General features: G+C 64.5%; 11 protein-coding genes. 4 read left to right on the top strand and 7 right to left on the bottom strand.

What is annotated here, in order from left to right; translation table 11 throughout:
* Positions 1 to 480 precede the first annotated feature (480 nt).
* Positions 481 to 870, top strand: coding sequence for an RcnB family protein (locus tag M2375_RS07985; protein WP_404979289.1), 390 nt, complete (start codon positions 481 to 483; stop codon positions 868 to 870).
* Positions 871 to 948: 78 nt separating this feature from the next.
* On the opposite strand, the gene M2375_RS07980 is transcribed toward M2375_RS07985, so the two are convergent.
* Complete coding sequence (locus M2375_RS07980; RefSeq protein ID WP_259165056.1) at positions 949 to 1,860, bottom strand: inositol monophosphatase family protein; 912 nt, start codon at positions 1,858 to 1,860, stop codon at positions 949 to 951.
* A 162-nt stretch (positions 1,861 to 2,022) separates the two neighbouring features.
* Between M2375_RS07980 and M2375_RS07975 the strand changes: the two genes are divergently transcribed.
* Together M2375_RS07975 and cysE are read left to right on the top strand one after the other, a co-directional pair.
* Entirely contained in the window at positions 2,023 to 2,856 is an 834-nt protein-coding gene (locus M2375_RS07975; RefSeq protein ID WP_259165055.1) for an RNA methyltransferase, read from the top strand.
* A gap of 38 nt (positions 2,857 to 2,894) precedes the next feature.
* Positions 2,895 to 3,674 carry a serine O-acetyltransferase gene (gene cysE, locus M2375_RS07970; protein ID WP_259165054.1) on the top strand — a complete coding sequence of 260 codons (780 nt, stop codon included), beginning with the start codon at positions 2,895 to 2,897 and terminating at the stop codon, positions 3,672 to 3,674.
* Between the two features lie 44 nt (positions 3,675 to 3,718).
* Here the strand turns inward: cysE and M2375_RS07965 are convergent, their stop codons facing one another.
* On the bottom strand, positions 3,719 to 4,150 hold the full coding sequence (locus M2375_RS07965) for a helix-turn-helix domain-containing protein (protein WP_259165052.1): 432 nt from the start codon (positions 4,148 to 4,150) through the stop codon (positions 3,719 to 3,721).
* Positions 4,151 to 4,239: 89 nt separating this feature from the next.
* Here M2375_RS07965 and M2375_RS07960 point away from each other — a divergent pair, with 89 nt between their 5' ends.
* Positions 4,240 to 5,481, top strand: a complete 1,242-nt coding sequence (locus M2375_RS07960; protein ID WP_259165050.1) for an MFS transporter — start codon at positions 4,240 to 4,242, stop codon at positions 5,479 to 5,481.
* A 9-nt stretch (positions 5,482 to 5,490) separates the two neighbouring features.
* Here M2375_RS07960 and M2375_RS07955 read toward each other — a convergent pair whose 3' ends face one another.
* The 5 genes from M2375_RS07955 to gdhA form a co-directional block, all read right to left on the bottom strand.
* Positions 5,491 to 6,594: a PLP-dependent cysteine synthase family protein gene (locus M2375_RS07955; RefSeq protein ID WP_259165047.1), complete on the bottom strand. Its 1,104-nt coding sequence runs from the start codon at positions 6,592 to 6,594 to the stop codon at positions 5,491 to 5,493.
* 91 nt (positions 6,595 to 6,685) lie between these two features.
* Entirely contained in the window at positions 6,686 to 7,228 is a 543-nt protein-coding gene (locus M2375_RS07950) for a DUF2867 domain-containing protein (RefSeq protein ID WP_259165046.1), read from the bottom strand.
* A gap of 15 nt (positions 7,229 to 7,243) precedes the next feature.
* Positions 7,244 to 8,269, bottom strand: coding sequence for a tRNA (adenosine(37)-N6)-dimethylallyltransferase MiaA (miaA, locus tag M2375_RS07945; protein WP_259165043.1), 1,026 nt, complete (start codon positions 8,267 to 8,269; stop codon positions 7,244 to 7,246).
* A gap of 158 nt (positions 8,270 to 8,427) precedes the next feature.
* Positions 8,428 to 10,299: a M48 family metallopeptidase gene (locus M2375_RS07940; protein ID WP_259165041.1), complete on the bottom strand. Its 1,872-nt coding sequence runs from the start codon at positions 10,297 to 10,299 to the stop codon at positions 8,428 to 8,430.
* 131 nt (positions 10,300 to 10,430) lie between these two features.
* Complete coding sequence (gdhA, locus tag M2375_RS07935; protein ID WP_259165040.1) at positions 10,431 to 11,777, bottom strand: NADP-specific glutamate dehydrogenase; 1,347 nt, start codon at positions 11,775 to 11,777, stop codon at positions 10,431 to 10,433.
* Between the last annotated feature and the right edge of the window lie 120 nt (positions 11,778 to 11,897).

Raw genomic sequence — 11,897 nt, 5'->3', positions numbered from 1 at the left:
GTTGGCATCGGGCCCATAAAGGCGGGCACAACCGGCGGTGCATCAGCGGCATGGTGGCATGCGCTTCTTCCCCCAGGTGTGGGAAGGCGTCATGCGCCGGTATGCCTCTGGCCGCTGTGCGCATCATACAAGGCTGGCCGGGGTTCAGCGGGCCTGGGCAGGGTGAGCATATTAACGTAGTTGGTTGGCCATGTTGGCGTTCGCTCGCTGGCAACGCAGTGTAATACCTAGCGAATCAGCCAAAGCGCCTGATCGCAGCCAATGCGCGCTTGTGCAGCGGCGGGTGCGTGCATTTTGAAGAGATTTAACACCCGGACGCGAATGTAAAGCCCAGCGCAAGGCCTCGAAAATTCCGGTAAAGCTGCCTGCTTCCTACTTATTTGCCTCGCCGCTTGCGCCATCATGGCCCACAAGCAAGGCGGTTGTGCCTTGTGGCGATACAAGGATAGGAGGTCCTCAATGACACCATGGATGAACCGTATGGCAGTCGCTGCACTGGTGGCGACCTTGGGTGCTGGCGCGGTCAGCGTGCAAGCCCAACCCCGTCCCCCCCAAGATGTGCAGCGCTATGATTACCGCCGGCACAACGATGGTCGCCACGACGATCGTCGGGCGGGGCCGCAGGACAAACGCCATGATGCCCACCGCTCCGATGCCCGCAACCATCGGGGTGCGGGCCCGGACCACCGCTGGGTCAAGGGCTCGCGGGTGCCGCCGCAATACCGGGCGCATGGCTACGTGGTGAATGACTGGCGCGGCCACCGCCTCAGCACTCCGCCGCGCGGCTACCGCTGGATCCAGAATGGCGGCGACTACCTGCTGGTCGCCATTGCCTCCGGTGTGATTGCGCAGATCGTCTTCGGCAACTGATCGCCCGTTTTCTACCCATGAACGACAAAGCCCGCAGGCAACGCCTGCGGGCTTTGTCGTTGGAACAGGGCTAGAGGCTTACTCGGCCTTGTCAGCGTCCAGCTCAGCAGTGTTCGCTGCGGCTTCCTCAGCACCTTCTTCATTCAGCGCCTGGCGCACGCCGGCCTTGTCGCCAGCGCTGGCGAACTTGCTGTACTTGGCGAGGATAGGCACCAGCTGGCCGTAGATGCGCGGGGCACCGGCCAGCACTTCGCGCTGTTCCAGGAAGTCGGCTTCGCCGGTGAAGTTGCCCACCAGGCCACCGGCCTCGGTCACCAGCAGCGAGCCGGCTGCCACGTCCCAGATGCTCAGGCCGGTTTCAAAGAAACCATCGCTGAAACCGGCGGCCACATAGGCCAGATCCAGTGCGGCAGCGCCGGGGCGGCGCACGCCGCTGGTGCGTTGCATCACATCGCCCAGCATGGCCATGTACTGCTTGAAGTTGTCGCCCGGACGGAAGGGGAAGCCGGTGGTGATCAAGGTATCGCGCAGCATGGTGCGCTTGGACACGCGGATGCGGCGCTCGTTCATGAACGCGCCACGGCCACGGGTGGCGGTGAACAGGTCGTTGCGGGTGGGGTCATACACAACGGCTTGCTCGACGCGGCCATTGACGGCCAGCGCGATGCTGACGCAATACACGGGGAAGCCGTGGATGAAGTTGGTCGTGCCGTCCAGCGGATCGATGATCCAGATGTGGTTGGAGTGGGGGTTGCCGTACTCGTTGCCCGATTCCTCGGCCAGGATGCCGTGGTCAGGGTAGGCCGTCAGCAAGGTCTCGATGATGGCTTTCTCGGAAGCCTGGTCCACCTCGGTCACAAAGTCGTTCACCTGTTTGTTCGAAACCCGCACCGATTCCACGTCAAGCGCGGCACGGTTGATGATGGCGCCAGCAGCGCGAGCGGCCTTGATGGCCATGTTGAGCATGGGGTGCAGGGAGGAGGACGACATAAATTGTGTTGGCGTAAGGTGGGCAGCAAAAACGCTGCGAAACGCTGGGGCAAGAGCGGCTTGTAGCTCGCGGCCGGCGATGCGGCAGCGACAATAGGGGCTAGATTGTACCTGCGGACGATTTTTTTCGCTGGTGCATGTCCATTTTTGCACGAGCTGTTTATGAAAACCCGTTTTGTTCTGATCGAAACCAGCCATGCCGGCAACGTGGGCGCTGCTGCCCGCGCCATCAAGACCATGGGGTTCGATGACCTGGTGCTGGTGCGCCCGCGCTGGAGCAATGTACTGCGCAAGGAAGAGACCATCCAACGTGCCAGCGGCGCGCTGGATGTGCTGGCCAACTGCCGTGTTGTGGAGACGGTGGAGGAGGCCCTGGATGGCATGAGCCACCTGTGTGCCACGGCGATGACCCCCCGCGACTTTGGCCCCCCGGCGCGTACGCCACGCGAGCATTTTGCGCTGCTGCTGCAAGGCGCGCTGGCGGCACAGCCAGCGCCGAGCGAGCAAGCGGTGGAAGCGGTGCAAGCGGCGGATGGCGCGCTTGCGCCCAGCGAGGCCGCATCATCCGCCCACCCCAGCGGCGAGACGGGCGTGGCCTTTTTGTTTGGCTGCGAGCGCTATGGCATGGCCAATGAGGATGTGTACCGCTGCAATGTGGCGCTGTCGATTCCCACCAATCCGGATTTTGGCTCACTCAATTTGGCCTCTGCCGTGCAGGTGGTGGCCTATGACTGGCGCCAGGCCTTGGGCGGCTATGGCGTGAGCGATGTGGTCGCAAGGGGCGAGCGGGCCGATGCCCAGCAAGTGGCAGGCATGCTGGCGCACTGGCAGCAGGCCTTGGCGGAGATTGGCTTTCTGGACCTGGATGCGCCCAAGAAGCTGATGCCCCGGCTCAACCAGATGTTCAACCGGGCGCAACTGAGCCAAGAGGAAATCCACATACTGAGAGGTGTTGCCAAGGCTATGCTGCGCACGGCCGAGGCCGCAAAACGCTAGACTGGCAGCCCCCGAATACTTATATAACCATTGTTTCCATGCTTGACCGCCTGCGCTCCGACATTCAGTGCATCCTGGACCGCGACCCCGCCGCCCGCAGCCGCTGGGAGGTGATCACCTGTTACCCCGGTCTGCACGCGATCTGGCTGCAGCGGCCCGCACACTGGTGCTGGAGCCATGGATTCAAATGGACGGGCCGCTTCATCTCGCACCTGGCGCGCTGGCTCACAGGCATCGAGATCCACCCGGGCGCGCAGATTGGCCGCAATGTCTTTATCGACCATGGCATGGGTGTCGTGATTGGCGAGACTGCGGTCGTTGGCGACGGCTGCACCATCTACCACGGCGTTACCTTGGGCGGCACCACGCTCTACAAGGGGGCCAAGCGCCACCCGACCCTGGGCAAAAATGTGGTGGTGGCCGCCGGCGCCAAGGTGCTGGGCGGCTTTGAGGTGGGCGATGGCGCTAAGATCGGCAGCAATGCCGTGGTCATCAAGCCTGTGCCTGCCGGTGCCACGGCCGTGGGGATCCCCGCGCGCATCATTGCCTCGCGCCAAGGCGCCAGCGCCGATGTGACCGAAGCCCAACCCGAGGAAAAGTTTGCGGCCTATGGCGTGACGCAAGAGGACGACCCTCTCTCCAAGGCCATGCGCGGCATCATCGACAGCGCCGCCGGCCATGAGCAGCAGATCACCATGCTCTGGGCCGCTATCGAGAAGCTGTCCCTGCAAAGCAAGCTGGGCGATTGTGTGCCCTGCGATGCGCAGCGTGAGTCGGAATTTGAAGCGCAAAAGCTGAGCGACCTGGTCGGCAAGTAAGTCGTTCTACAGCCCTGGCGCTCTATGCCGTTGGCGATAAGCGCTTAAGCCAGCTTGCGCACCACCGCGTCATCGGGCGCCAGCAGGTGGCCATCGGCGGTCTGCGGCTGCATGCGTGCCACCGGCTGGCCGCTGGCTTTTTCTACCAAGCTCGAATGCGCCTCGCCCGGCGCAAAGAGCTGGTCCTCCCCCCATTGCCGTAGCGCCACCACCACCGGGAACAGGCTTTGGCCCTTGGCCGTCAGCGCATATTCCTGGTAGGCACTGCCATCCGATGCGGGCTGCGTCTGCAGCACACCCGCATCCAACAGCTTGCGCAGCCGGTCGCTCAAGATATTGCGCGCCATGCCCAAGCTGCGCTGCAAGTCACCGAAGCGCTGCACACCATCAAAAGCATCCCGCACGATCAGCAGCGACCAGCGGTCGCCAATGGCATCCAATGCGCGTGCAACGGGGCAGGGCTCGGCTGGGGTCATACAGTGTTCTCCAAGTTTTCCAATTAAGTTGCATTTTAAAACTGGAATGCCTAGAATCCATCTGGTTTTAATTTAAAACTAGATTTGCGATGACCTCCTCGTCTTGTGTTGATACCCCCGCCCAGCAGACCCAAGGCCCTGCGGTGCCGGCTGGCCTGGTGTGGCTGTTTGCCGTGGCGGCGGGCGCCAGCGTGGCCAATGTGTACTACGCCCAGCCTTTGCTGGATGCGGTCGCGCAGGACTTGGGCATTCCGTTGGCCGCCGTGGGTGGGGTCATCACTGCCACGCAGCTGGGCGCTGCGCTGGCCCTGCTGCTGCTGGTGCCGCTGGGCGACAGGCTGAACCGGCGCCCCTTGATGGCCTGGCAGCTGCTGGCTTTGGTGCTGGCGCTGCTGGCGGTGGCCCTGGCACCTTCTGCGCTGCTGCTAATGGGCGCGATGCTGGCCGTGGGCTTGCTCGGCACGGCGATGACCCAGGGCCTGATCGCCTATGCCGCCAGCGCGGCGCCGCCCCATGCCCAGGGCCGGGTGGTGGGCGGCGCGCAAAGTGGCGTGTTTATCGGGCTGCTGCTGGCGCGGGTGCTGGCCGGGGCCGTGGGCGATGCCTGGGGTTGGCGCAGCGTCTATATGGCCTCGGCAGCGCTGATGCTGGCCATGGCCCTGCCGCTGTGGTGGTGGCTGCCGGTGCTGGCACATCAACCTTCTCGCCTGGGCTATGGCCAGCTGGTGGCGTCCATGGCCGGCCTGCTGCGGCGTGACCGGGTCTTGCAGGTGCGCGGGGTGCTGGCCTTGCTGATGTTTGCCGCGTTCAGCATTTTTTGGAGCAGCCTGGTGCTGCCGCTGCGGGCGGCGCCGTTTGGGTTTTCGCACACTGCCATTGGCCTGTTTGGCCTGGTGGGCGTGGCCGGGGCATTGGCCGCCACAGTGGCGGGGCGCTGGGTAGACAGGGGCCAGGCGCAACGTGCATCGCTGTGGGCCTTGCTGGCGCTGCTGCTGGCCTGGCTGCCTTTGGCTGCGCTGGGCTGGATGCCCGATGTGCGCTGGGCCATCGCGGCCTTGGTGTTGGGCATTGTGCTGCTGGATTTGGGGGGCCAGGCCTTGCATGTCAGCAACCAGGGGCTGATCTTTGCGCGCAGCCACGATGCGCACAGCCGTGTGGTGGCCGTTTACATGCTGTTTTATGCGTTGGGCAGCGGCTTGGGTGCGATCAGCGCCACCAGCATCTATGCCCATGCCGGCTGGTGGGCGGTGTGCGCGCTGGGCGCAGCGGTCAGCGCAGTAGCACTGCTGTTTTGGTGGGCAACCCGCCGCTGGATGCTTGCGAGGGCATGACTGGGGCCCTCAGCCCTGGCCATGCAGCAAGGCCTGCAGCGCCTGCTGCGTGCTTGGGCAGTCGCCAAAATGGCTGCTGACCCATTCGCGGTGGTAGTAGGTGGGCAGGTAGCGCTCCCCAGCATCGCACAGCAGGCTCAGCAGCGAGCCGCTTTCGCCCCGCTGGCGCATGCCATCGGCCAGGCGCAGCATGGCCACCATATTGGTGCCGGTCGAGGGACCCACCTTGCGGCCCAGCACATCGCCCAACAGCTGCATGGCGGCGACCGATTCGCGGTTGCTGATGACTTCCATGTGGTCCACCACGCCACGGATAAAGCTGGGCTCCACGCGAGGGCGGCCAATGCCTTCGATGCGCGAGCCGGGCGCCGTCAGGCTGGCATCGCCGCTGCGCCAGTAGTCATGGAACACGCTGCCTTCCGGATCGGCCACGCAGACCTGGCTGTCATAGCGCATGTAGCGCACAAAGCGGCCAATGGTGGCGCTGGTGCCGCCGGTGCCCGCGCCCACCACAATCCAGCGCGGGACCGGGTGCCGTTCCATGCGCATCTGCTGGAACATGCTCTGCGCAATATTGTTATTGCCGCGCCAGTCGGTGGCGCGCTCGGCATAGGTGAACTGGTCCATGTAGTGGCCGCCAGTGCTGTGGGCCAGCGCGCGGGCAGCGTCATACACCTCAGCGGCATGGTCCACAAAGTGGCAGCGACCGCCCAAGAATTCAATCTGCGCAATCTTTTCGGGCGAGGTGGATTGCGGCATCACTGCCACAAAAGGCAGACCCAGCAGCCGCGCAAAATAGGCCTCGCTCACGGCCGTCGAGCCGCTGGAGGCCTCCACAATCGTCGTCCCCTCTTGCACCCAGCCATTGCACAGCGCATACAAGAACAGCGAACGCGCCAGCCGGTGCTTGAGGCTGCCCGTGGGGTGGGTGGATTCGTCCTTGAGGTAGAGGTCGATCCCTGCCTGCGCATAGCAAGGCAGGTTCAAGGGGATCAGGTGGGTGTCGGCGCTGCGCTGGTAATCAGCGTCGATCTTGGCAATGGCTTGGTCACGCCAGCCGTGGTGGCTGTGGGCCTGGGGCGCGCTGGTGGTGGGTGTGTCGTGGTGCTGCATGGCTATGGATTATGAGGCCATGAGAAAAATTGGCTATCCAGGAAGTAGTGCGCTGTACTGCCGTGGCCAGCGCAATGGCTGCTTCCGTCGTTCAGGCGCTTGCTGGCTGCACGTGCCCTAGGGCGGCCAGCACTGCAGGCGCAATGCGCCGGTGCATAGGCGCCACTGGCAGCATGTACAAATGGCCGAGCAGGTTGTTGATATGCACCACCGTCGTGATGGTGATGGCGACCTGGTCTTGGCGGCCAGCCACAGGCGCGCGGTGGATACTGAGCACCACCTTCAAATGCTTGTCGCTGTCACCGATCAGCGCTTCATCGGCGTTGTTCTCCACAACCGTAAATACGCCCACGCGCTCGCCAGGCTGGTAGGCGCTGGCGGGGCGCTGCGGATCGATCTGGGAGAGGGTGCCCAGGTCCTTGAGTCCCACCAGTTGGCCGGCCCGATTGCGGGCCTGCATGCACCACTCAATCCAGCGCGGCGTGCGCGCCACGGCGGCTAGAAAATAGGCCAGCGCCGGCTCGCCGGTCTCTGCGGTGTGGATGCACCAGGCATCTTTAAAATGCGCGCCAGCCAGGCGCAGCGCGATGCGGCTGCCCGCAGGTGGGCGGCATTCTTGCGGTTGGGATGGCATGGTGTAGATCCGCGCTTATTGGATGGCAGCGGCCAGCCGTGCGCTGGCTGCCTGCAGCCATTGGCGCAAAGCATCGGGCGCATCGCAGGCAATGGCCTGGCGGCCGGGCATGCTGCGCAGCCAGGTGATCTGGCGCTTGGCCAGTTGGCGCGTGGCGGCAATGCCCTTGTCGCGCATATCGGCCCATAGCGCGGGTGGCACATCGCTTTCGCTGCGCACGCGGATGCCTTGCTGGGCACAGCTGTCGAGCATCTCCCACATCTGGCGATAACCCACGCAGCGCATCGATGGCAGGTTCAGCTGCAGATCGCCGCGCGCGCGCAGCTGCAACACCTCGGCCAAAAAACCCTGGGCCAGCATCTGGTCATAGCGCAGTGCAATGCGGGCGTGCAGCCAGGCGCGGTCGCTGGGCTCCAGGCTGAAGAGCTGAAAACCGGGCGCCAGCTGCAGCAGCGGCGAAGGGCGTTTTTGCTGGGCATGGAAATGCGACAGCGGCTGGCCGCTGATGCGCCAGACCTCCAGCGCGCGCTGCACGCGCTGGCTGTCGCCCGGCGCCAGGCGCTGCGCGGTGACCGGGTCCACCTGGGCCAGCAGCCCATGCATATGGGGCCAGCCATGTTCGGCCGCTTCTGCGTCCAGCTGGGCACGTACCGCCGGGTCGGCAGCGGGCATATCGTCGATGCCATCCATCAGCGCCTTGAAATACAGCATGGTGCCGCCCACCAGCAAGCTGATGCCGCCCCGCGCATGGATTTGCGCCACCAGCGCCAGCGCATCGCGCACAAATTCGGCCGCGCTGTAGGCGTCCAGGGGATCGCGGATATCGAGCAGGTGGTGGGGAATGCCGGCTTGCTCCTGCACGCTGGGCTTGGCCGAGCCAATGTCCATGCCGCGGTAGATCAGGGCAGAGTCCACGCTGATGATCTCGACGGGCCGGGTTGCACCCAGTTGCTGCGCCAGCGCGATGGCAGCACCGGTCTTGCCGGAGGCAGTGGGGCCTGCCAGGCCCAGGCAGAGGGGAGAGGTTGCAGCGGATGGCACGGTAAACAGGCGGTGAGCTTGCCACGCAGAGCCACCATGCAGGCATGGGGCTGGCGCAGACAGCTATCAATACAGGAGTGATGACTGCCCGCCAGTGTAGGGCCAAAGCGAAGCCAACGGGCTTGGCGGGAGTTTTCGATACAGGCCTGACGCTGGTTCTACAGGTGGGCGACGTAAATGGGCTGGCGCGCGTGGCGTCGTGCTTCTTCTTCGCTGGCCGGCTCGCCTGGGCCCACGCACACCACCAGCAGCATGCCGGGCAGGTCGATATCGGCATACAGTGCGCGGCGCAGTTGGCTGCGATCTTCTTCATCCAGGCGGGGGGCTTGCACCAACAGCAGGTGGATGCGCAGCTCGGGCATGGTCGATGCATGCTTGCTCAGCAGCCAGGCCTGGCTGATGGGCTTGAACAGGGCCAGCTCGCCGCGCAGGTCCGCCAGCTCGAATTCGCTCAGGTCGTTCACGCGTGTGCTCTGGAACACCGGTGCCTGCTGCAAGCCGTCGAAAAAGTCTTGTTGCTGCTGCTCGGCCTCGCGGGCGCGGTCGCGCCACAGGCGCATGGCCGCAGCGTCGTAGCCGCGTTGCTTGGCCTGGGTTTCCAACATGTTGACCATGGCCCGCGTCGCGTAGGGCCGATAACTGGGCCAGGTCTGCCACAGGGTCTCCAGGCATTTTTTCTGCAAGGCCGCATCGCTGGGTGGCAGGCAGGCGGCCAACCCGGCCAGCGCGCGCGGCTGCTGCGCATCGCGGGTCAGCACTTGCTCGTAGAGAGGGCGCACCGGTGCGTTGCGGTCGATCTTGTGCTCAATCCGCGCAAGCTCGAGCAGCTCCGCATTGCTGGGATGGGCCGCGTTGGCTCGCAAGCGCTGGGCATGCTGCTGCCAGCGTGCCATGCGTGCATGGTGTTGCTTCCAGGTGCTGGCGTTGTCCTTGCACCAGCGGGCGTCAAACTGCTGCATCCACTGCTCGGCTTTGGGGCCTAGCAGACTGAGGGCGCCTTTGGTGGACCAGCTGGGCAGGCCGGGGCGCTCGCCGCTGATGGCCTCCACGCGGTCGCGCAAGGCTGGGTGGGTGTCGTCCACATCGCTGATCCGGGCGAGCGCCTGGCGCAGGGCCTCTTGCGCAAACGCCGGCTCGGGTTTGAGGCGCAGCATGGCCTGCATGGCAACGAACGGGCCCTGGGGCAGCGGGTGCTGGGCGGCGCTGCGCCAGTGCTGGCCCCAGAAGGCATCGCTCAGCCAGGCGGCCTTGATCTCCAGCTCGGTCAGCGTGGCTGCGGCAACGTCGGCACCCAGCAGCTGCGCGGCGATGCGGTCGGCCTCGTACTCGTCCTGCCGAGCCATCGCAAAGCTCTTGGCGGCAAAGCGTGGAAAGTACCAGTTCAGGAACGAGCGTGTGGCCGCAGCCATGGGGCTGTCATCCTCGCGCATGCTGTAGTAGAGCTTGAGCCAGGCGCGCCGCGAGCGGTATACCCAGGCGCTCAGGCGATTGTGGTTCTCGCGCAGATGGCCGTATTCATGGGCCAGCACGGCCATCACCCTGGCCTTGTCCAGCGCCATCAGCAGCGGCAGGCCAATCATCAGGTAGTTGACCGAGCCGCCCAGCATGCCAAAGCGGGGCCGCTGCCAGATGGCGGCATTGCAGTCATCTTGCAGGTAGACGGCATCGATGGCCGGGCCTTTGACCTTGCGACGAATGCGATCGAGCGCCTTGAACAGCTCCGGGGCTTCGGCTGCGGTGATGGCAATGCCTTCGGGCTCGTCGGCTGGGCCACTCCACAGGGCCTTGAAGCTGGTCCACAGCAGGCCCAGCGCAAACACCAGCGCCAGCACATAGCTGCCGCGAAACTGGCCGCGCAGCGCCTGGGTCACCACAAAAGCGACGACGCCCAGGCTGAGCACCAGGCAGCCCACCACCCAGAGGTAGCCCAGCAGCGCAAACCGGATGACGCTGCGCCGGTAGGCGGCGCTGTCGTTGGCGCTTTCGATCTCGCTCTCGCGCACCAAGTGGATAAAGTCCGCTTGTTCCATGGCCCGACCCTCATACCTTGTCGTTGTGGTTGTCGTTGTGATGATTTAACGCGCAGCAAAAAGCCCCCAGCGCGCTGAACGCTGGGGGCATTGTGCAGTGGGTGCTGACCGGGCGATATGCCCGGGCGTTTTTACAACACGCCTTGGGCTAGCATGGCGTCGGCCACCTTCACAAAGCCGGCGATGTTGGCGCCGTCGATGTAGCTGATCGTGCCGTCATCGCGCTGGCCGTATTTGACGCAGGCCGAGTGGATGCCTTCCATGATCTCAAAGAGGCGCTGGTCGACTTCGGCTGCAGGCCAGCTCAGGCGCAGCGCGTTTTGGCTCATCTCCAGGCCCGAGGTGGCTACGCCGCCGGCGTTCGATGCCTTGCCCGGTGCATAGAGCACGCCGGCCTTTTCGAAGGCCTTGGCCGCTTCGATGGTGCAAGGCATGTTGGCGCCTTCGGCCACGCAGAGCACGCCGTTGGCGATCAGGGTTTGGGCATCGGCCAGTTCCAGCTCGTTTTGGGTGGCGCAGGGCAGGGCCACATCGGCCTTGATGAACCAGGGGGTCTTGCCTTCGTAGTACTCCACGCCAGGCACTTGCTTGGCGTAGTCGCTCACGCGGCCGTACTGCTTGTTCTTGATGTCCATCAGCTTGAGCAGCTTGTCGCCGTCAAAACCGGCTGCGTCGTAGACGGTGCCCGAGGAATCGGAGGCCGACACCACCTTGGCGCCCAGCGCCATGGCCTTGTCGATGGCGTACTGCGCCACATTGCCCGAGCCCGACACCGAGACGGTGAGGCCGTCAAAGCTCTTGCCACGGCTTTTGAGCATTTCCTGCGCAAAGTAGACGGTGCCAAAGCCGGTGGCCTCGGGGCGGATCAAAGAGCCGCCAAAAGCCAGGCCCTTGCCGGTGAACACGCAGTCGGCGCGGTTGGCCAGCTTCTTGTACATGCCGGCCATAAAGGCCACCTCGCGGCCGCCCACGCCGATATCGCCAGCGGGCACATCGGTGTCCGAGCCTACATGGCGGAACAGCTCGCTGATGAAGGACTGGCAAAAACGCATGACTTCGCCGTCGCTCTTGCCCTTGGGGTCGAAGTCCGAGCCGCCCTTGCCGCCGCCCATGGGCAGGGTGGTCAGTGCGTTCTTAAAGGTCTGCTCAAAAGCCAGGAACTTGAGCACCGACAGGTTGACCGAGGGGTGAAAGCGCAGGCCGCCCTTGTAGGGGCCGATGGCCATGCTGTGCTGGATGCGGTAGCCGCGGTTGACCTGCACCACGCCCTTGTCGTCCACCCAGCTGACGCGGAAGCTCACCACGCGCTCGGGCTCCACCAGGCGTTCGAGCAGGCTGTGTTGGGCGTAGCGGGGGTTCTTCTCAATGAAGGGCCACAGGCTTTCCATGACTTCGGTCACGGCCTGCAAGAACTCGGGCTGGCCAGGGTTGCGCTGTTCGACGTAGGCGAGAAACTGGGCCAGGGATTGGTGTTGCATGGACAAACTTTCAAGGTCTAGAACCGGCCTGCACTGAAGTTGTGCGAAGGCCGAGGTGTGCACAGCGATGGTGCGCCATCGCGCCGAAAACCGACATTATGCCGAATCTGCATGCGTTAA

The organism is Comamonas sp. BIGb0152 (genome assembly GCF_024809975.1).
GTDB lineage: Bacteria > Pseudomonadota > Gammaproteobacteria > Burkholderiales > Burkholderiaceae_C > Comamonas.
The sequence above is the reverse complement of the archived record's forward strand: the minus strand, read 5'-3'. Positions and strand labels throughout refer to the sequence as shown.

Excerpts from the sequence above, each read along its gene's own strand:
- M2375_RS07985 (WP_404979289.1), top strand. The coding sequence starts at position 481 with ATGGCAGTCGCTGCACTGGTGGCGACCTTGGGTGCTGGCGCGGTCAGC.
- M2375_RS07980 (WP_259165056.1), bottom strand. The coding sequence starts at position 1,860 with ATGTCGTCCTCCTCCCTGCACCCCATGCTCAACATGGCCATCAAGGCC.
- M2375_RS07975 (WP_259165055.1), top strand. The coding sequence starts at position 2,023 with ATGAAAACCCGTTTTGTTCTGATCGAAACCAGCCATGCCGGCAACGTG.
- cysE (WP_259165054.1), top strand. The coding sequence starts at position 2,895 with ATGCTTGACCGCCTGCGCTCCGACATTCAGTGCATCCTGGACCGCGAC.
- M2375_RS07965 (WP_259165052.1), bottom strand. The coding sequence starts at position 4,150 with ATGACCCCAGCCGAGCCCTGCCCCGTTGCACGCGCATTGGATGCCATT.
- M2375_RS07960 (WP_259165050.1), top strand. The coding sequence starts at position 4,240 with ATGACCTCCTCGTCTTGTGTTGATACCCCCGCCCAGCAGACCCAAGGC.
- M2375_RS07955 (WP_259165047.1), bottom strand. The coding sequence starts at position 6,594 with ATGCAGCACCACGACACACCCACCACCAGCGCGCCCCAGGCCCACAGC.
- M2375_RS07950 (WP_259165046.1), bottom strand. The coding sequence starts at position 7,228 with ATGCCATCCCAACCGCAAGAATGCCGCCCACCTGCGGGCAGCCGCATC.
- M2375_RS07940 (WP_259165041.1), bottom strand. The coding sequence starts at position 10,299 with ATGGAACAAGCGGACTTTATCCACTTGGTGCGCGAGAGCGAGATCGAA.
- gdhA (WP_259165040.1), bottom strand. The coding sequence starts at position 11,777 with ATGCAACACCAATCCCTGGCCCAGTTTCTCGCCTACGTCGAACAGCGC.